Consider the following 18,887-nt stretch of genomic DNA (forward strand, 5'->3'; position numbering starts at 1 on the left):
CACGCACCCTGCGGCCGAGACCAGAGGGAAAGATCACGTCACCCGGACGTTTGAGACCCGCCGCAAGGCTGACGCAGACCCGGGGACTAGTCTCGCGATGTGGACGTCTATCGCAGCCGGCCCCGCGTCGGCCACATTCAGTTCCTGAACTGCCTGCCCCTCTACTGGGGGCTGGCCAGAACCGGCACTCTGCTGGACCTGGAGCTGACCAAGGACTCCCCCGAGAAGCTCAGTGAGCGCCTCGTCCAGGGAGACCTGGACATCGCCCCGATCACCCTCGTGGAGTTCCTCCGCAACGCCGACCAGCTCGTCGCCTTCCCCGACATCGCGGTCGGCTGCGACGGTCCGGTGATGTCCTGCGTGATCGTCTCGCAGGTCCCCCTGGAGCAGCTCGACGGAGCCCGCGTCGCACTCGGCTCCACCTCCCGTACGTCCGTACGCCTCGCCCAGCTGCTGCTTTCCGAGCAGTACGGGGTACGGCCCGACTACTACACCTGCCCGCCCGACCTGAGCGTGATGATGCAGGAGGCGGACGCGGCCGTACTGATCGGGGACGCCGCGCTGCGCGCATCCCTGCACGACGCGCCCCGGCTCGGGCTGACCGTGCACGACCTCGGGCACATGTGGAAGGAGTGGACCGGGCTGCCCTTCGTCTTCGCCGTCTGGGCCGCCCGCAAGGACTACCTCGCCCGCGAGCCCGCCGTCGTGCGGGAGGTCCACGAAGCCTTCCTCTCCTCCCGGGACGTCTCCCTGGAAGAGGTCACCAAGGTGGCCGAGCAGGCCGCCCGCTGGGAGGCCTTCGACGCGGAGCTGCTGGAGCGGTACTTCACGACGCTCGACTTCCGCTTCGGCCCCGAGCAACTGGCCGGCGTACGTGAATTCGCACGCCGTACGGGACCGTCGACCGGGTATCCCGCGGATGTCGCGGTGGAGCTGCTGAGCGCGGTGGTCCAGGAGTGCTGACCGGCTTTGCCCGGCGGTAGTCCAAACATCGGGCGGGCGAATGTGCGGTTTACCGGGAATTCCGTCCTTTTTGCATTTCCTGCCCGGGGCGGGAAATGCAAAAGGGTGACCGCGCCCGTTCCCCCGCCCCGGCACGCCACCGCCTAGGCTGCTGCTCGGCGGGCGGCACAAGGCGCCCGGGAACACGGGGAATTGGGGGACGCGATGCAGCCGCTCGAAGCCGGTGAGCCGCGGACCATCGGCGCGTACCGGCTGCTGGGCCGGCTCGGTGCGGGTGGCATGGGCCGGGTCTACCTGGGGCGCAGCGCGGGCGGCCGGACCGTAGCGGTCAAGATCGTGCACCCGCACTTCGCCACCGACGAGGAATTCCGGGCCCGGTTCCGCCGTGAGGTCGAGGCGGCCCGCCGGGTGGGCGGCGAGTGGACCGCGCCGGTGCTGGACGCGGACCCCGAGGCCCCGGTGCCGTGGGTGGCCACCGGCTATGTGGCCGGGCCCTCCCTGGACCGCGCGCTGGCCGGGCACGGTCCGCTTCCCGAGGCCTCGGTACGGGCCGTCGGCGCGGGGCTGGCCCGCGCCCTGGTGGCGGTGCACGGCCTGGGCCTCGTACACCGGGACGTGAAGCCGTCGAACGTGATGCTCACCCTCGACGGGCCGCGGCTGATCGACTTCGGGATCGCGCGGGCCACGGACGGCACCGCCTCGCTCACCTCCACCGGGGTCTCCGTCGGCTCGCCCGGCTACATGTCCCCCGAGCAGATCCTCGGCAAGGGGATCACCGGGGCGGCCGACGTGTTCTCGCTCGGCGCGGTCATGGCCTTCGCGGCGACCGGGCGGCCCCCCTTCACCGGGGACAACTCGGCGACCCTCCTCTACAAGGTGGTCCACGAGCCGCCCGAGCTCGGCGCGGTCCCGGCCGGGGAGCTGCGCGAGCTGATCGGGGCCTGCCTGGCCAAGGCGCCCGCGGACCGGCCCGCCCCCGAGGCGATCGCGGCGGCCCTCGGCGGTGCACTGGGCGCCCCCGGCTGGCTCCCCGGGCCGCTGGTGGAGGAGGCCAGCCGGGCCGCGGTGGCCCTGCTGGACCTCGACGCGGACACCTCCGGCGGCGGGTACGACGCGTCGGCGGGCCGCGGCTACGGGGTGCCCCACTCGCCGTACGCGGACACCCCGTCCGGGCCGGTGCCGTTCACGGCCTCCTCGTACGGCGGCCCCGTCGGCGGCGGCTTCGGGCCGCCCGACCCCGCGTACGGCGGTCCGGGAACGGGCGGCGGCTCGCCCTACGGCGCAGCGGAGGGCGGCTCCGGCTCCGCCGGTACGGCGGGCGGCGCGCCCGCCGGAGCGGCGACCGCGGGCCCGGCCGGTGGAGCCGGTCCGTACGGAACCCCCGGCCCGGGCACCGGCGGCGCGGGGCTGCCGGGTCAGCGGACCGACCCGGAGGGCCAGGGACGGCAGGTCACCGTCAGGGCCGCCGGGCGCCGGTTCAGCTGCACCGTGGTCCTGGCCGCGGCGGCCGTGCTCGCGGTGTTGTCCGGCGGGCTGTACTGGATGGACGTGCTGCCGGGCCAGGGCAGCAAGGAGCGGGACCTGGCCGACGCCGGGCCGCGCCCCTCCGCCTCCGCGCCCGCCCCGGCGGGCTCCGCCCCGGCCCCGACGGGGAGCGGGAGCGCGGCGCCGCCCAAGGGCACCCGCCAGGACGTCCCCAAGGAGCTCGTCGGCACCTGGAAGGGCTCGGTCACCACCGCCCGCCTCGGTCTCTCCACGGAGTTCGAGATCACCATCAAGGCGGGCAGGGTCGGCGAGGTCGTCGGCCGGGACAAGTCGGTCCTGGCCGTCCTGGGCACCGACTGCAGCGGCGACTGGAAGCTGTCCTCCGCCACCGACCGCTCGCTGGTCCTGGACACCTCGGGCGGCCCCAACCCGGCCCCCGGCGTCTGTTCCAACGGCTCGGCCGACGAGCGCTTCAGCCTCAACCCGGACGGGACGCTGCACTACAAGTCGGGCGACACCCCGGCCGGAAACCCCGAGGGCGACCTCAGGCGCAGCCCCTGAAATGTGCCGGTCGGCCCTGGCGTAGGCTGGATCGGTCCGGACCTTGACACAGACACACCGCCGAAAGGTGACGCACCGGTGACCGACCAGGCCGTTCTCCAGTCAGTCCTCGACCGCGCAGCCGCGGGGGGCCGGATCACCAAGGAAGAGGCGCTCGACCTCTACCGCCACGCGCCGCTGCACGCGCTCGGCCAGGCGGCCGACGCGGTGCGCCGCCGCCGCTACGCCGGTACCGAGCACATCGCGACGTACATCATCGAGCGCAACATCAACTACACCAACGTCTGCGTCACGGCGTGCAAGTTCTGCGCCTTCTACGCGGCCCCCAAGGACGCGAAGAAGGGCTGGTCCCGCGACCTCGACGACATCCTGCGCCGCTGCGCGGAGACCGTCGAGCTCGGTGGTACGCAGATCATGTTCCAGGGCGGGCACCACCCGGACTACGGCGTCGAGTACTACGAGCACCACTTCTCCGCCATCAAGAAGGACTTCCCGCAGCTGGTCATCCACTCCCTCGGCGCGTCCGAGGTCGAGCACATGGCCCGCATCTCGGGCGTCTCGGCGGAGGAGGCCATCAAGCGCATCCACGCGGCCGGTCTCGACTCCTTCGCGGGCGCCGGCGCCGAACTGCTGCCGGAGCGGCCGCGCACGGCGATCGCCCCGCTCAAGGAGTCCGGCGAGCGCTGGCTGGAGATCATGGAGATCGCCCACAAGCTGGGCGTGGAGTCCACCTCCACCATGCTGATGGGCACCGGCGAGACCAACGCCGAGCGCATCGAGCACATCGCGATGATCCGGGACACGCAGGACCGTACGGGCGGCTTCCGCGCCTTCATCCCGTACACCTACCAGCCCGAGAACAACCGCCTCAAGGGCCGCACCCAGGCGACGATCTTCGAGTACCTGCGCATGATCGCGATCGCGCGCCTCTTCCTCGACAACATCGCCCACATCCAGGGCTCCTGGCTGACCGTCGGCAAGGAGGCGGGCCAGCTCTCGCTGCACTACGGCGCCGACGACCTCGGTTCGATCATGCTGGAGGAGAACGTCGTCTCCTCGGCCGGGGCCAAGCACCGCTCCAACCGCCAGGAGATCATCGACCTGATCCGCAAGTCGGGCCGCACCCCGGCGCAGCGCGCGACGACGTACGAGCACCTGCTGGTGCACGACGACCCGGCGAACGACCCGGTCGACGAGCGCGTGGTCTCGCACATCTCCTCGACCGCCCTCGAAGGCGGCACGGCGCACCCCGAACTGAAGCTCATCTCCACGAACTGACGAAGCCCGCCGACGATGCTGACGCTGCACACCGCCGAGCTCCTCGTCCCCGGGCGGGACTTCGGATCCGCGCCGCTGCCCGGCGGTGCGGTCCTCGTCGACGGCGACCGGATAGCCCGCGTGGGGCCGTACGAGGAGGTCGCCGCGGCCCACCCGCACGCCCGGACCCGCCGCTGGCCCGGGGTGATCACCCCGGGGCTGGTGGTGCGCGGGGCTGACGAGCTGCTGGAGCGCACGTACTACCCGGACGACCCGTACGAGGTCACCGAGCTAGGCGCCGACCCGATCAGGGGCGAGGCCGCGCTGGACGCGCTGAAGATGACCGAGCCGCGGTGGGGCAACAGCGCCCGGCGGGGCACGCAGCGGCTGCTGGCCCGCGGGGTGGTGGCGGTCTGCGGCCGGTTCACGATCCCGGCGGTGCGCACGGCGGTGTCCCGGTCCGGGCTCACGATCCTGCCGCCGGCGGCCTACGAGGGGCTGCCCGCCCTGGATCCCTTCGCCGGGCGGTCCGCGGCCGCGGAGGCCTTCCACGGGGTCCTGGAGGCGGGGGTGCCGGCACGCTTCGCGGTCTTCGCGGTGGCGGACGAGGCCGAACTGCTCGCGCGGGGCGCGACCACGTGCGTGGCCACCGTCATCGGCGGCCGGCTGCTCCACCGCCGTCGCTGAGACCGCTCTGCACGCAGCAGGCGGCGGCGGACGCGCGCCGGGTGTCCTCCCGGGCGAGGGCGGCCAGCAGGCAGGCCTGGAGGCGGCTGATGCCGCCCAGCTTCGCCCGTATGTTCACGACGTGGAACTTGACGGTGCTGACGGAGAGTTGGAGCTCGACGGCGAGTTCCCGGTTGGACGCGCCGGTGGCCAGGCAGAGGAACACGGCCGATTCCTGCTCGGTCAGCTGGGCATCGGCGGGCCGGTCCGCGGCGGGCCGGTCCGCCGCCGGTCTGTCCCCGCCCGGCCCGTCCCCGCCCGGCACGTCCTCGCGCGGTGCCTCCCCCTGCGCGCCCGGCTCCTCGTACGAGGGAAACCACGTGGGGACGCTGAAGCTGACGACGCGCACATGATCTCCTAGCCCCGGCCGACCAGCCCTGTCGGCCGGCTCTCCCCCTATAGGACGGACGGACCGGACAGGTAGGTTCCATTCGCGTCGTACGGCCAGGCATTGGACTTGCAGCCGTTGAGTCCCTTGATCTGCTGCATCATCGCCGGAGCGGGCTGGCCGGCGCCCGGGCAGGACTCGTGCCCGCGGCCGAGCTCGTGCCCGACCTCGTGGTTGATGATCAGGGCCCGGTACTCCTCGGGCGAGCCGCTGAACTGCGGCGAACCCTCCTGCCAGCGCTTGAGGTTGACCACGACGGTGTGCCCCGTGCTGCAGTTGGTCTCACCGATGAGCTCGGGCGTGACCACGTCGCAGAGGCTGTCGGTGGTCTTCGGCGTCGCGATCTTGACGGTGAAGTCGACCGGCTGGCCCGCCGCGACGAGCTGGAAGGCGTACTTCGGGTCCTTGGTCCAGCCGCGCGGGTCCCCGAGGATCGCCTCGACCGACCGGGCGGCCGCCTCCGGGTCGACCCCGCTGCCCTCCTCGACCTCGATCCGCCAGCGGCGCGGGGTCCCCTTGCCCTGCACGGTGCCGGCGGTGGAGGAGGCCTTGAAGACACCCGGCCGGGCCTGTGTCGCCGAGGCGGACGGCGAGGGCGAGGCCGAAGGCGTCTGCGGGGCCGGGGTGGAGGGCTGGGCGGAGGGTGATTTCTGGCCACCCTGCGGGACCGGGTCCGCGGATCCGTCGGCGGACTCCGCGTCTGTCGGGTCCGGTGAGGCCGCGGTCCGGCCCGCGGCGGTCTTCGCGCCGTCGTCCTGGGGCAGCAGCGTGTACGCGGTCGCCGCGACCAGTGCCGCCGAGCCGAGGAGGATCGTGCGCCGCAGCCGCCTGCGCCGCTCGGCCCGGCGCCTGGCGCGCGGGCCGCTGCGGCTGGAGCGACCGGTGGAATGGCCTGCCGGCATCGTGAAGCCCTCTGTTCGCGGCGGCCACTGCCGGACCGGCCGCGATCGGGGCGCCCATCCGGTGGGTGACCCTCACCGGGCCGCACTGTGTCAGTCAACTTCGCCGCGGGGGCGCGGCGTAACTGTCCTTCGGAACAGTTTCCGCCATCCGCCCTGCGGCGGTCACAGCGGGTGGCGGTGGAGCCCCCGCGGCCCGGAGGGGGCGTGGCCTGAGAGGATGGGGGCGTACCCGCCGATCCGCATCGCACACCGAGGGGCGAACGCCAGTGACAAGGGCTTCCCTGGACAAGCAGCCGCACGAAGTCGCCTCCATGTTCGACGGCATCGCGGCGAAATACGACCTCACCAACGACGTCATCTCGCTCGGCCAGGCCCGGCTGTGGCGCAAGGAGGTCGCCAAGGCGGTCGGCGCGCGTCCCGGGCACGTGGTGCTCGACCTGGCCGCCGGAACCGCCACCTCCTCGCTGCCCTTCGCCGCCACCGGCGCGTACGTCGTCCCCTGCGACTTCTCCCTGGGCATGCTCATGGAGGGCAAGAAGCGGCACGCGTGGCTGCCGCTGACCGCCGGTGACGCGACGAAGCTGCCGTTCCGGGACGACGTCTTCGACACCGTCACGATCTCCTTCGGGCTGCGCAACGTCCAGGACACCGACGCCGCCCTGCGCGAGCTGTACCGGGTGACCAAGCCCGGCGGGCAGGTCGTCATCTGCGAGTTCTCGCAGCCGACCTGGGCGCCGCTGCGCACGGTCTACATGGAGTACCTGATGCGGGCGCTGCCGCCGGTGGCCCGCACGGTGGTGTCCGACCCGGACCCGTACGTGTACCTCGCCGAGTCCATCCGCGAATGGCCCGACCAGCCGGCGCTGGCCGCCCTGCTGCAGAAGGCCGGCTGGTCCAAGGTCGCCTGGCGCAACCTCAGCGGCGGCATCGTCGCGCTGCACAGAGGCATCAAGGACTGACCGCGGTGCCTGACGTCGCGCGCACGGACTACGGGCCGCTGCTGGAGCGGATCGCGGCCGACATCGCCCCGCTGGTCGGCAGCGGCACTCCCGCCGAATACATCCCGGCACTGGCCTCCGTGGACCGGCGGCAGTTCGGGATGGCCATCGCCGACCTCGACGGCAACGTCTTCGGGGTGGGCGACTGGCGGGTGCCCTTCTCCGCCCAGTCCATCACCAAGGTGTTCGCGCTCGCCCTGGCCCTGGCCGAGGGCGGCGACAGCCTGTGGGAGCGGGTCGGCCGGGAACCCTCCGGCAACCCGTTCAACTCGCTCGTACAGCTGGAGTACGAGAACGGCATCCCGCGCAATCCGTTCATCAATGCGGGTGCCCTCGTGGTCACCGACCGGCTCCAGACCCTGACGGGTGACGCGAGCAGCGAACTGCTGGAGTTCCTGCGGCAGGAGAGCCGGAACCCGGACATCGGCTTCGACGCCGAGGTCGCGGCCTCCGAGCAGGAGCACGGCGACCGCAACGCGGCCGTGGCCCACTTCATGGCCTCGTACGGGAACATCGACAACCCGGTGCCCGCACTGCTGGAGCACTACTTCTGGCAGTGCTCCATCGAGATGAGCTGCGCCGACCTGGCCCGTGCCGGGCGCTTCCTGGCCCGGCACGGGCTCCGCGCGGACGGCACGCGGCTGCTGACGCGCAGCGAGGCCAAGCAGATCAACGCGGTGATGATGACCTGCGGGACCTATGACGCGGCGGGCGAGTTCGCCTACCGGGTCGGGCTGCCCGGCAAGAGCGGGGTGGGCGGCGGAATCGTCGCCGTCGTCCCGGGCCAGTGCACGCTGGCGGTGTGGAGCCCCGGCCTGGACGCCCGGGGCAACTCGGTGGCGGGCGTGGCGGCGCTGGACCGCTTCACGACGCTGACGGGCCTGTCCGTCTTCTGAGGCGCGGTCCGGGCCGGAGCCCGCTCACTCGCCCCGAAGGGAAAGGGCGTAGCGCCGCCTGGGGTTGCCGCCCGGTGTGGTGAATTTCCCGGCCAGGTCCATCCCGAGCCGTTCCGCCACCGCGATCGAACGGGCATTGGCGCCGTCGATCACGGCCACGACGTGCGGTACCCCGGCCTCACGGACCCGCTCCAGCGTGGCCAGCGCCGCGGCGAACGCATAGCCGCGGCCCCACGCCGTGCGCGCCAGCCGCCAGCCGATCTCGATCTCGCCGACCGGGCCCCACTCCTTCTCACGGGGCCACGGCTGGGCCCCGGTGAAGCCGATCACCTCGCCCTCCGCGTCCAGCAGGGTCCACAGGCAGTAGCCCAGCTGGGCATCGTGCATCCGCTGGCGCGCGGACAGCTCCTCGTACGCGGACAGCTCCGCGGGACCTCCCAGGAACTCCATGACGTCGGGGTCGGCGAAGAGCGAGTGCCAGGCGTGCGCGTCCTCGTCCGTGGGAACGCGGAGCTGTACGGCGGGAAGCGGCCGGGTCGGCGAGGTGGTCATCGGAGGCACCCTTCGGATCGCGATCTCTCTCGCTGCATAGACTGCACATGTCCGGTGCCGTCTGGCACCCTTTATCGAGCCTTCGGGAGACCCCGCAGTGACCGAGCTCCTCTCCGAACACTCCGCGGACGTGATCGTCGTCGGGGCCGGGCCCGCCGGCTCGACCACCGCCTACTACCTCGCCAAGGCCGGATTGGACGTCCTGCTGCTGGAGAAGACGGCGTTCCCGCGGGAGAAGGTCTGCGGCGACGGCCTGACCCCGCGCGCCACCAAGCAGCTGGTGGCCATGGGCATCGACATCTCCGAAGAGGCCGGCTGGCTGCGGAACAAGGGTCTGCGGATCATCGGCGGCGGGCAGCGGCTCCAGCTGGACTGGCCGGAACTCGCCTCCTACCCGGACTACGGACTCGTCCGCAAGCGTGACGACTTCGACGAGACCCTGGCCCGCCAGGCGCAGAAGGCCGGCGCCCGGCTGTACGAGCGCTGCACCGTCGGCGAGCCCGTGCGCGACGCGCGCACCGGCCACATCACCGGCGTGCAGGCGAAGCTGGGCGAGGAGAAGACCCCGGTCACCTTCCACGCCCCGCTGGTCGTCGCGGCCGACGGCAACTCCTCCCGGCTGTCCCTGGCGATGGGCCTGCACCGGCGCGAGGACCGCCCGATGGGCGTGGCCGTGCGGACGTACTTCACCTCGCCGCGGCACGACGACGACTACCTGGAGTCCTGGCTGGAGCTGTGGGACCGGCGCGGCGCGCAGGACCGGCTGCTGCCCGGCTACGGCTGGATCTTCGGCATGGGCGACGGCACCTCCAACGTCGGCCTCGGCATCCTCAACTCCTCCTCCGCCTTCAAGGAGCTGGACTGGCGAGAGGTCCTCAAGGCCTGGTGCGCCTCCATGCCGGAGGACTGGGGCTACACGCCCGAGAACATGACGCAGCCGATCCGCGGCGCGGCCCTGCCGATGGCCTTCAACCGGCAGCCGCACTACACCAAGGGCCTGCTGCTGGTCGGCGACGCGGGCGGGCTCGTCAACCCGTTTAACGGCGAGGGCATCGCGTACGCCATGGAGTCGGGCCAGATCGCGGCCGACGTCATCGTCCAGGCCCAGGCCCGCGCCACCCCGGCGCAGCGCGAACTGGCCCTGCACAACTACCCGAAGGTGCTCAAGGAGACCTACGGCGGCTACTACACGCTGGGCCGCGCCTTCGTGAAGCTGATCGGCAACCCGAAGGTCATGAAGATCGCGGCGCAGCGCGGCCTGACCCACCCGGTGCTGATGAGGTTCACCCTGAAGATGCTGGCCAACCTGACCGACCCGACGGGCGGCGACGCGATGGACCGCATCATCAACGGCCTCTCGAAGGTGGCCCCGAAGGCCTGACGGTCCACCCCGTGCAATGGATGCAGCCGGCCCGCCCGACGCAGACCCGCGGCGGGCGGGCCGGCTACGTCCACGACGTCAGGCGTTCCACCAGGCGTCGGTGCCGCAGCCGACCTCGAAGTGCCACCAGTCCTCCGCCTCGCCGCGCGCCAGGAGGGCCTTGATCCCCACGTGGTCGGCGTCGGCCGGCACGTTGAAGGCCACCATCGGGAAGTCCTCGCTGAACACCTCGCCGCCGAGCCCGAAGGGCGAGAGGCGCTCGTGCACCGCCCGGGCACTGCGGCCCAGCGGCCCGGAAGGGACGGGCAGGACCCGGATCGTGCAGTTGCCGGACGCGCTGACCCGGCCCACGGCCCAGTGCACGCCCTCGGCATCGGTCCGGAACCGCACCACGTCGTCCTCGGCGACGCCGTCCTGCAGAAAGGCGACGTTGCGGATCCGGGCCGTGTCGACGCCGAGCCGGTCGGCCCACAGACCCTCGGTGTCCTGGGGGAGCCAGCCCTCCCGGGGCACGAATCTGAACCAGACCTTGACCTGTTGCCCGGCCGTGCCTTCCTCGACCGACATCATGCGCGGCCCATCCGTTCAGTCGTCCGTCGCGGCCGTCGGGCCCGGCGGTGTGGAGGCGTCCGGGTCGCCGTGGACGGTACGGACGCACCTTGCCAGCAGGTACAGCCCGCACACCAGCAGCGCGCCCGAAGCGGTCCAGCCGAGGCCCAGCGTCAGGGGGTGGCCGGGCTTCTGCCAGGGGCGGGTGGTCGTCAGCAGCCAGCCGCCGACGGCGAGCAGGCCGAGGCCGAGCGCGGCCCGGACCGCGGTGGGGTCGCCGGCGCCGTGGTGTTCGTACGACTTCGGACTCACGCGGACCACCACCTCCAGGGCGGGTCGGGGCGGCTCTGACGGTCAGACGCGCCCTGTCGCTATCTTCGCAGGGCCTCGGCCGGTTCCACACGGGCCGCCCGCCAGGCGGGATGGAGCCCGGCCAGCAGACCGGTGACCAGGCCGGTGAGCGGTGCCGCGACGACGGTGAGCGGATGGATCACCGGGGTCCAGTCCCGGGCCAGGGAGACGACGACCACCGTCAGCTCGCCCAGCGAGGTACCGACCAGGCCGCCCAGGGCACCGAGGGCGGCGGACTCGGTGAGGAACTGGGCCGCTACGTGCCGGCCGCGGGCGCCGAGCGCGCGGCGCAGCCCGATCTCCCCGGTCCGTTCCAGGACGGCGACCAGGGTGGTGTTGGCGATCCCGACCGCGCCGATGACCAGGCAGATCCCGGCGAGCAGCAGGAACAGCGCGCTCAGGTCGGCGGTGACCCCGGAGCGCAGCATCCGCGGGTCGGGCGGCGGGACGGCCTTCAAGTACTCGGGGTGATCGGGGCGCAGCGCGAGCGGGGCGAGGCCCGCGACCTGCCGGGCGGCGCCGAGCTCGGTGGCGATCAGCATGCTCGCGGCCCCGGGCGCGGGCGGCCCCCAGAGCTGTTCGGCGGTGGCGCGCGGGACGAGGACGGACATCAGGTGCTCGGGGCGGCGTTGCAGGTCGGCGACGATGCCTGCGACGGTGAAGGGCTCCTGGCCGATGTAGAGGGCGGGCCGGGTGGCGAGCGTGGTGATGCCGAGGCGGGCGGCGAGCCCGCTGCCGATGACGACGACGCGCTCGCGGCCACGCTCGGCGAAGTCGTCGTAGAGCCGTCCCTGCTGGAGGGTCGGTACGAGGGCGGCGACGGCCCCGGGGGAGGCCGCGACGACGGCCGCGCCGGTGGTGGGGTCGCCGCCCCCGGAGGGCAGCGGGCCGACCGTGGTGCGCGGGTCGAGCCGGACGGTCCACAGCACCCCGGCGTGCTCGATGCCGGCGACGGCGCGCAGCCGCTGCTCGGCGTCGGCGGGGAAGCCGGGCCCGGCGAACTCGTTCTGCCGGGCGGCGACGTCCTCGACGGCGACCTCGGTGGCCGTCAGGACGTTGAACCTGCCGTCGATCTGCGAGGAGATGGTGGCGGTGAGGCCCAGTACGGCCACGAAGCTGCCGACACCGAGGACGGTGCCGAGGGCGGTGAGCACGGCCCGGCCGGGGCGGCGGAGCATGCCGGCGACGGCCTCGGCGAGGGCGTCGCGCACGGACAGCCGGGTCGGTGCGACGGCGCCGCGCTCGGGGGAGACCGGGTTGCCCGGGGCGCTCACGGGTGGAGCCGCCCGTCGCGGATGGTGAGCGTCCGGTGTCCGCGCCGGGCCACCTGCGGATCGTGCGTGATGACGAGGACGGTCATCCCGGCCCCGTGCAGTTCGTCCAGCAGCGTGAGGACGGACGCGGCGTTGACCGAGTCGAGATTGCCGGTCGGCTCGTCGCACAGCAGCAGCGAGGGCCGCCCGACCAGAGCGCGGGCGATGGCGACGCGCTGGCGCTCGCCGCCCGACAGCCGCCCCGGCACGGCGCCGGCCCGGTGCCCGAGACCGACCTGGTCCAGGGCCTCGCGGGCGCGTACGAGGCGCTGGGCGCGCGGGGTTCCGGTGTAGAGCATGGCGAGGGTGACGTTCTCCAGGGCGGACCGGTGCGGCAGCAGATGGAAGGACTGGAAGACGAAGCCGATCCGGCGGCCGCGCAGGGCGGTGCGCTCCCGGTCGGGGAGCGCACCGGTGTCGATCCCGTCGAGGAGGTACCGGCCGCTGGTGGGGGAGTCGAGCAGCCCGGCGACGTTGAGGAAGGTGGACTTCCCGGAGCCGGAGGGGCCGACGACGGTGATGAACTCCCCGCGCCGCACGGTCAGGTCGCAGGGGCGCAGGGCCTCGACGGGCGGCGGTCCGGGGTAGGTGAGGCCGGCCCCGCGGAGCTCGATCACAGGGCTGTCGCCGTCACCGCCGTCACCGCCGTCAGGGCCGGCACGGCCGTCAGGGCCGGAGGCGGACTGCGGGCGTCGCCGGAACCGTTGTGCCAGGAGCCTCATCCGGTCTTCCCCCGGGCCTCCCGCGGCGCGGTTCCGATCACCACTCTGGTCCCGGCGGCGAGGGCACCGGCCCGGGCCGGGGTGACGGCCACGTAGCCGTCGCCGCTGGTGCCGGTGCGTACCTCGATGCGCCGCTGGGTGCCTTCGGCGGAGACGGCGGTGACGACCGTACGCCCGTCCGCGCCGGCCGAAACGGCGGTGACGGGGACGACGAGGGCCTCGCCGTCGGTGGCGGCGGACTCGACGGTCAGCCGGACGTCCTGCCCGGCGAAGCCGACGGGCAGCGGCTGGTCGGGGCGGACCACCATCCGGTATCCGAGGTCGGCGCCTGTGCCGCCTCCGCCCGAGACGCCGCCCTTGGAGTCCTGTCCGCCCTGGTTCTGCTGCGGGAGCGGTCCGGCGGGCTGCGCCGTGGAGCGTTCGGTGGCGACCAGCGCCACCTTGCCGCGGACATCGGTGCCGGAGACCTCGGAGGAGACCACCACGGTCATCCCCGCGCGCAGCAGCTGCCTCTTGTCGTCCTTGAGGTAGGCCTCGACGACGAGTTCCCCGGCGGAGAGCGTGAGCACCGGCCCGGACACGGGTGATCCCGCCCGGGCGCCGAGGGAGCTGACGCGGGCCGGGAAGGCGCCCAGGAACACGGTCTCGGAGGCGGGCAGCATCGGGCCGTCGGCGGCCTCGGCGGCCAGCAGCGCGGCCCGCGCCTCACCGAGCACCTGCCGCGCCCGCGCAAGCTCGCGGCCGGAGCCCGAGCCCGCGGTGGGGCCCGGGCCCGAGCCCGCGGCGGGGCCCGGCGGGGCCGCCGCCCCGCCCTTGCCGGATCCGGTCTCCGCGGGCGCGCCCGTGGGCGCCGCAGCCGCCGGGCGGGCGGAGTCGCTCGCGTCCTCCACGGCCCAGGTCGCGGACCGTACGGCCTCCCGCGCCGACTTGAGCGCCGCGCCCCCGTCGGCGACCGCGGGCAGCGGCTCGTACCCGATGGCCCGGTAGCGGGCGGTGAGCGCGGCCTTCGTACCCGCCCCGAAGACGCCCCTCGCGTCGGCGCCGGTGCCGTGCCCGAGTTCGCGCAGCGCCTGCTGCAGCTGCGCGACGTCGTCGCCGGTGGCCCCGGGCCCCAGGTCGCGGTACATCGGCAGCGCGCCGTGCAGGGTGAAGACGGGCCGCCCGGACACCTCGGCGATCAGCTGGCCCGCCGTGACCGGGTCACCGGCCTGCAGCGGCAGCCTGGTCACGAGGGCGGCCCCCGCTCCCGCCCCGGAGCGCACGCCCTGCGGGGACACGGCGACGCTCTGGTCGGCGACGACGGTCCCCCGCATCACCACGGTCTGCGCGAGCACCCGCCGTTCGACCTCCGCGGTCAGCGCCCCCTGCGCGGGCGGGCCGGTCTCCGCGGCCACCTGCGCCGGGGATTTCACCAGCGTGGTGGCCAGCAGTCCGCCGACCGCCATCAACGCGGCCCCGCCGACGACCGCGAGCACCAAGCGCCGGCCGCGCGCGAGCCCGACGCGGTCGTCCTCGGGGTCCGCCGGGGCCTCGCGGCGGACCAGTACCTGCTCCGGCCCGCTCATTTCTCCGGCCGGCACTTCTTCAACGCGTCGAGGTGGTCACGCTTGAGCGCGCTCCACTGCTCGGGAGTGCCCTTGCGGTCGTCGATCTGGCCGGTGACCGGGTCCGGGTCCGGGTACCAGGAGACGCCTTCGGCCCGCAGGCACGCCGACTCCTTCTGCGCGGCGGCGACCCGGGCGGGCTCCGCCGGCTGGGGCTTCGGCGGGGGCGGCAGCATCGGCGCGCAGACCCTGTGGGCCTCGTCGTTCCAGGGCTTCGACTTGTCCACGCGCGGAGCACCGTAGTCCGTATAGACAATCGCCACGCCCTGCTTCTTCAGGCAGTCGTGGTAGGCGATTTCCTCCGCAGTGGGAGGCGGACTGTCGCTTTCCACAGGTTCTTTGTCGCCTCCGCCGCATCCCGTCAGTGAAATACACAGAAGGAGCAGCGGGGCCAAATGCCTTGCGTGCACGACGGGGTTCCCTTGCGGCGGTAGGAGTGGATTATGCGCATCCGTTCAAGGGTGGGGGAGGGCGCGCGCCAGATAGTAGGTACCGGTGCCCGGCTGCGACAAGTTGCGTATCGGACAACAGAAGTGACTGTCCATCAGCCGAGAATGAGCTTGAACCGGCCCGGGGTTCGCTGTTGAATCCCCGCCGGGCCGAAATGAGTGCACCCCGGTCCGTCCCGAACACCCCGATTTTCACCCGAAGAGTGAGGTAAGCGTGATGGACAACGCAATGCGCAAGCTGACCGCCGGCTGCGTCGCGGCCGTTTCGGCCGGTGCCATTCTGCTGGGAACCGCGGGTCCGGCGGCCGCCTGGGGGCGCGACGGAAATCTGGAGAACCAGGAGTTCGGGCTTTACTACTGGCAGAACCAGTCCGGGTGCGTCTTCGACCTGGTGACGAATGACGTGAACTTCAGCGACGACAAGTACCAGGGCTCCTGCTCGGCCAGCGGGAACTGGATCAACGACACCACCGAGTCCTACCGGAACCGGGACGTCTACGCCTGGAAGGTCGGCACCGACAAGGACCTGGGCGGCAGCGTCGGTGAGATCCCGTCGAACTACGCGGGCAACGCCTCGACCAGCTTCAAGAACAAGATCAGCTCGGCCAAGTACACCCTCCACCCGTAATCCGGATCCGGCAGAAGGAGTTCCACGCGATGCACACATCCCGTCGCCGCCGGCCCGCCGCCCCGGCCGCCGTCCTGCTGGCGGCCGTCCTCCTGGCCGGCTGCGCCGGGACCGGGGACTCCGCGGGCGGTGAACCGGAGCTCGGTCCCGTCGAGGTGAACCCGGCGACGGCCGCCCTGTCCCTGCCGATGGACGCGTACACGGACACCGAGGCCGAACGGATCCGGATGGGCCAGGTCCAGCAGGCCCTGGTCTCCCGGTGCATGGCCCGGTACGGGTTCACCTACGAGGGCGTGCGATCCGCCGAGGCGACCGGCGCCGGGGCCGGCGACCGGCACGCGTACCTCTTCGGCCTGGCCGATCCGGCGTACGCGGCGGCCCACGGTTACGACAAGTCCGCGGGGAGGGGGAGCCCGGCGAAGCCCGCCGCACCGCAGCTGAGCGACAGCGCGAACGTCGTGATGACCGGCGAGCAGCAGGGAGCCCGGGGCGGCGCGGCTCCCGACGCGAACACCGAGGAGGAGGCCGCGCAGGTGGACAGCGGCCTGACGGCGGCCGGGCAGAAGGTGCCGGCCGGCGGATGCGGGCGCGAGGGGTACCGCAAGCTGTACGCCCCGACCAGGGACAGCGTGGACCTGCTCTTCGCGTTCGGGCTGGCCTCGGAGGCGCACGACCGCTCCCGGCAGGACTCCCGGGTCGTCGACGTCCTCGCGAAGTGGTCGTCATGCATGGACAAGTCCGGATACGCCGGGATCGAATCACCGTACGACGTCGTGGAGAAGCTGGGCCTGGAGAGCGACATGGGCGGTCCGAAGGCCGTCACGGCGGCCAAGGCCGACGTCGCGTGCAAGCGCGAGGTGAACCTCGTCGGGATCTGGGGCGCGGTCGAGAAGGCCTATCAGGAGCGCCTCGTCGAGGAGCACGCCGAGACGCTCGCGCTCTACAAGCGGCAGCGGGAGGCCCGCTTCAAGCTGGCGGCCTCCCTGGGCTGAGCGTCGCGCTCAGCGCCGCGAGAACGCGGACAACGGCCCCGGGGCCGGTACTCCACCCCCGAGCGGGGGAGTACCGGCCCTGGGGCCGTGCCGGGTGTGCCGCGAACCGAGCCGTGCTCAGAGGACGCGGACGGCGCCCGTCGGCTTGTCGTAGCTCAGGTTGCGCTCGACGATGCCCGTGCTGGGGTTCTGCGCGCCGACGAACTTGCCGCCGCCGACGTAGATGGCGACGTGGTAGGCGCTGCCCCTGGAGCCCCAGTACAGGATGTCGCCCGGCTGCAGGGCGTTCAGCGACACGGACGTGCCGGCCGAGGACTGCGCCTGGGACATGCGCGGCAGGGAGATGCCGGCCTGGCGGTAGGCGGCCTGGACGAGACCGGAGCAGTCGAACGAGGACGGGCCGGTGCCGCCCATGACGTACGCCTTGCCGACCTGCGCGCGGGCGAAGTTGACGATGGCCGCGGCGGAGCCGGTGGCCGGAGCGGAAACGGTTCCGGTGCCCTGCGGGGCGGCGGAGGCGGAGGCGCTCTTCAGCGTGTTGCGGTCCGTGCTGCGGCTGGAGCGCTCGGCCTCGGCCTTGCGCTCGGCCTCGGCCTTCGCCTTCTTCTCGGCGTCGGCCTTCTTCTGGGCCTCTTCCTTGGCCTTCTTGGCCTCGGCGGCGGCGCCGGTGCGGGCGCTCTCCTCCTGGGCCGTCAGTTCGCCTTCGACGGCCGCGAGACGGGTGTTCTCGGCGGCCGCGGTGACGGCGGAGGAGACGTCGGCGCCCAGGTCCAGGTTGAGGACCGGCATTTCGAGCGTCGTCTCGGCCACGGGCTCGGCGGACGGGGACGCGCTCGCGGTGCCGGCCATGGCCAGGGTGCTGAGGACGCCACCGGCAACTCCGGCGCGGACCGCGAGCTTCGAGGCGCTGCGGCGGGGCTTCCGGTGGCTGGGTATGTGAGCGGTGTGGGACATGAGGACAACCGCTATCAGGGTGCCCGGGTTCCCTTCAAGAAACGTGGGTTGCGCCACAGTTGCGCGCGAAGGGCGCTAACCGGACGCTTCTCGCTCCTTATTGACGCCGTAACGGGCGAAACGGACAGGCCTCCGCAAGGCTGTGATCATGGGGTTTCGGAATTAAGTCCTAATTGATCCCTGACCTACCATCACTCCGCACAGATGGCCAAGCCCCCTTTCGGAACCGCCGATTCAGAGTGGCGCAGGTCACAGTGAGGTCACGTGATGTGGACGCCGTGCCCCTCCCGTGACCTTCCTGTGAACGGGCCGAGAGGTTCGTGAACGGATGCACGCACTCACGTGACCCGGGCGTGATCATCGGCGCGGCCCCCCGCGCGGCGGCCGGCCCCTCTCCGGGACCCGTGCGCGACCCTCGTCCGTCCCGCGTCTGCCCCGCGTCCACCTCCGTACACACGGCGTCCCCCGACCGGGCGACGCCGATCCCCTTATCACCGCCGCACCCCTGTTGCCAATTTGCCTGCACCGAGCATCGTTTGATAGGGCAAGCCCCCTTCTACCTGCGGTAACGGGCTCGGATGTCACCTTTGGTGATCATGTGGATGCTTCGCGTATGAAGATCACCACTCATCGGACTTCATGATCGTTCGTCAGGTGGTGGAGATCACAAACTCGGTGTTGCAACCCGTGTCGCAGATCACAGACGAGCAGGCATAAGATGCGCACCAGTCCGGCTTGTGAACTGCCTCACATGCAAGCGCTTGATCGAAAGCGTGATCTTCGCGAGGCGGGTCACTCGGCGCCGGCAGCGGTCCAACGGTCAAGGACGACTGGAAGGAGCGAGGAGCGTGAATGCGTACGCGCCCATCCTCGTGCTCGGCGCCCTCGGCGCAGGGTTTGCGATCTTCTCCGTGGTCATGGCCACGCTGATCGGCCCAAAACGGTACAACCGGGCGAAGCTTGACGCCTACGAGTGCGGCATCGAACCGACGCCGATGCCGGCCGGCGGTGGCCGCTTCCCGATCAAGTACTACCTGACGGCGATGCTCTTCATCGTCTTCGACATCGAGGTTGTCTTCCTCTACCCCTGGGCCGTCACCTTCGACTCCCTGGGGATCTTCGGGCTCGTCGAGATGCTGCTCTTCGTGCTCACCGTCTTCGTCGCCTACGCCTACGTGTGGCGCCGCGGCGGCCTGGAATGGGACTGAGGGGCTGA

Annotated in this window: 20 protein-coding genes; 10 read left to right on the forward strand and 10 right to left on the reverse strand. The window is 72.3% G+C overall.

The features are described 5' to 3' along the window. The first annotated feature begins 99 nt into the window (after positions 1–99). The 4 genes from OG753_RS24765 (at position 100) to OG753_RS24780 (ending at position 4,953) form a co-directional block, all read left to right on the forward strand. Positions 100–963: a menaquinone biosynthetic enzyme MqnA/MqnD family protein gene (locus tag OG753_RS24765; protein WP_405790178.1), complete on the forward strand. Its 864-nt coding sequence runs from the start codon at positions 100–102 to the stop codon at positions 961–963. A 204-nt stretch (positions 964–1,167) separates the two neighbouring features. Further along, entirely contained in the window at positions 1,168–3,009 is a 1,842-nt protein-coding gene (locus OG753_RS24770; RefSeq protein ID WP_327263880.1) for a serine/threonine-protein kinase, read from the forward strand. Positions 3,010–3,087: 78 nt separating this feature from the next. After that, positions 3,088–4,287 carry a cyclic dehypoxanthinyl futalosine synthase gene (gene mqnC, locus OG753_RS24775; protein WP_327263881.1) on the forward strand — a complete coding sequence of 400 codons (1,200 nt, stop codon included), beginning with the start codon at positions 3,088–3,090 and terminating at the stop codon, positions 4,285–4,287. A 15-nt stretch (positions 4,288–4,302) separates the two neighbouring features. After that, positions 4,303–4,953 (forward strand): imidazolonepropionase-like domain-containing protein, encoded by a 651-nt coding sequence (locus tag OG753_RS24780; RefSeq protein ID WP_327263882.1) that lies wholly within the window; start codon positions 4,303–4,305, stop codon positions 4,951–4,953. On the opposite strand, the gene OG753_RS24785 is transcribed toward OG753_RS24780, so the two are convergent. Both OG753_RS24785 and OG753_RS24790 read right to left on the reverse strand, forming a co-directional pair. Next, complete coding sequence (locus tag OG753_RS24785; protein WP_405790181.1) at positions 4,919–5,341, reverse strand: response regulator transcription factor; 423 nt, start codon at positions 5,339–5,341, stop codon at positions 4,919–4,921. The genes OG753_RS24780 and OG753_RS24785 overlap by 35 nt on opposite strands. A gap of 47 nt (positions 5,342–5,388) precedes the next feature. Next, on the reverse strand, positions 5,389–6,282 hold the full coding sequence (locus OG753_RS24790) for a DUF3152 domain-containing protein (protein ID WP_405790183.1): 894 nt from the start codon (positions 6,280–6,282) through the stop codon (positions 5,389–5,391). A gap of 266 nt (positions 6,283–6,548) precedes the next feature. Here OG753_RS24790 and OG753_RS24795 point away from each other — a divergent pair, with 266 nt between their 5' ends. Further along, positions 6,549–7,241, forward strand: coding sequence for a demethylmenaquinone methyltransferase (locus tag OG753_RS24795; RefSeq protein ID WP_327263885.1), 693 nt, complete (start codon positions 6,549–6,551; stop codon positions 7,239–7,241). Between the two features lie 5 nt (positions 7,242–7,246). Then, entirely contained in the window at positions 7,247–8,176 is a 930-nt protein-coding gene (locus tag OG753_RS24800; protein ID WP_327263886.1) for a glutaminase, read from the forward strand. A 24-nt stretch (positions 8,177–8,200) separates the two neighbouring features. Here the strand turns inward: OG753_RS24800 and OG753_RS24805 are convergent, their stop codons facing one another. Then, a complete protein-coding gene (locus tag OG753_RS24805; protein WP_383202888.1) occupies positions 8,201–8,728 on the reverse strand; it encodes a GNAT family N-acetyltransferase in 528 nt (175 codons plus the stop codon). Between the two features lie 97 nt (positions 8,729–8,825). Between OG753_RS24805 and OG753_RS24810 the strand changes: the two genes are divergently transcribed. Then, positions 8,826–10,109, forward strand: coding sequence for a geranylgeranyl reductase family protein (locus tag OG753_RS24810; RefSeq protein ID WP_327263888.1), 1,284 nt, complete (start codon positions 8,826–8,828; stop codon positions 10,107–10,109). Between the two features lie 78 nt (positions 10,110–10,187). Here the strand turns inward: OG753_RS24810 and OG753_RS24815 are convergent, their stop codons facing one another. From OG753_RS24815 to OG753_RS24840, 6 genes are all read right to left on the reverse strand, one after another. Continuing rightward, positions 10,188–10,679 (reverse strand): DUF4265 domain-containing protein, encoded by a 492-nt coding sequence (locus tag OG753_RS24815; protein WP_327263889.1) that lies wholly within the window; start codon positions 10,677–10,679, stop codon positions 10,188–10,190. A gap of 15 nt (positions 10,680–10,694) precedes the next feature. After that, positions 10,695–10,970 (reverse strand): hypothetical protein, encoded by a 276-nt coding sequence (locus tag OG753_RS24820; protein WP_327263890.1) that lies wholly within the window; start codon positions 10,968–10,970, stop codon positions 10,695–10,697. 59 nt (positions 10,971–11,029) lie between these two features. Continuing rightward, positions 11,030–12,283, reverse strand: a complete 1,254-nt coding sequence (locus tag OG753_RS24825; protein ID WP_327263891.1) for an ABC transporter permease — start codon at positions 12,281–12,283, stop codon at positions 11,030–11,032. Beyond that, positions 12,280–12,939: an ABC transporter ATP-binding protein gene (locus tag OG753_RS24830; RefSeq protein ID WP_405790187.1), complete on the reverse strand. Its 660-nt coding sequence runs from the start codon at positions 12,937–12,939 to the stop codon at positions 12,280–12,282. The genes OG753_RS24825 and OG753_RS24830 overlap by 4 nt, the downstream gene beginning before the upstream one ends. Before the next feature lie 101 nt (positions 12,940–13,040). Continuing rightward, on the reverse strand, positions 13,041–14,609 hold the full coding sequence (locus OG753_RS24835) for a peptidoglycan-binding protein (RefSeq protein ID WP_405790189.1): 1,569 nt from the start codon (positions 14,607–14,609) through the stop codon (positions 13,041–13,043). Further along, on the reverse strand, positions 14,606–14,980 hold the full coding sequence (locus tag OG753_RS24840; RefSeq protein ID WP_327263894.1) for a hypothetical protein: 375 nt from the start codon (positions 14,978–14,980) through the stop codon (positions 14,606–14,608). Before OG753_RS24840 ends, OG753_RS24835 begins: the two co-directional genes overlap by 4 nt. Positions 14,981–15,314: 334 nt before the next feature. Between OG753_RS24840 and OG753_RS24845 the strand changes: the two genes are divergently transcribed. Beyond that, on the forward strand, positions 15,315–15,725 hold the full coding sequence (locus tag OG753_RS24845) for a hypothetical protein (RefSeq protein ID WP_327263895.1): 411 nt from the start codon (positions 15,315–15,317) through the stop codon (positions 15,723–15,725). Between the two features lie 29 nt (positions 15,726–15,754). Beyond that, complete coding sequence (locus OG753_RS24850) at positions 15,755–16,717, forward strand: hypothetical protein (protein WP_327263896.1); 963 nt, start codon at positions 15,755–15,757, stop codon at positions 16,715–16,717. Between the two features lie 117 nt (positions 16,718–16,834). Here OG753_RS24850 and OG753_RS24855 read toward each other — a convergent pair whose 3' ends face one another. Then, positions 16,835–17,671, reverse strand: coding sequence for an NlpC/P60 family protein (locus OG753_RS24855; RefSeq protein ID WP_327263897.1), 837 nt, complete (start codon positions 17,669–17,671; stop codon positions 16,835–16,837). Between the two features lie 848 nt (positions 17,672–18,519). On the opposite strand from OG753_RS24855, the gene OG753_RS24860 reads away from it, so the two are divergent. Next, positions 18,520–18,879 carry an NADH-quinone oxidoreductase subunit A gene (locus tag OG753_RS24860; RefSeq protein ID WP_030653431.1) on the forward strand — a complete coding sequence of 120 codons (360 nt, stop codon included), beginning with the start codon at positions 18,520–18,522 and terminating at the stop codon, positions 18,877–18,879. Positions 18,880–18,887 lie beyond the last annotated feature (8 nt).

Source organism: Streptomyces sp. NBC_00029 (genome assembly GCF_045160505.1).
In the GTDB taxonomy this organism is placed as follows: Bacteria; Actinomycetota; Actinomycetes; order Streptomycetales; family Streptomycetaceae; genus Streptomyces.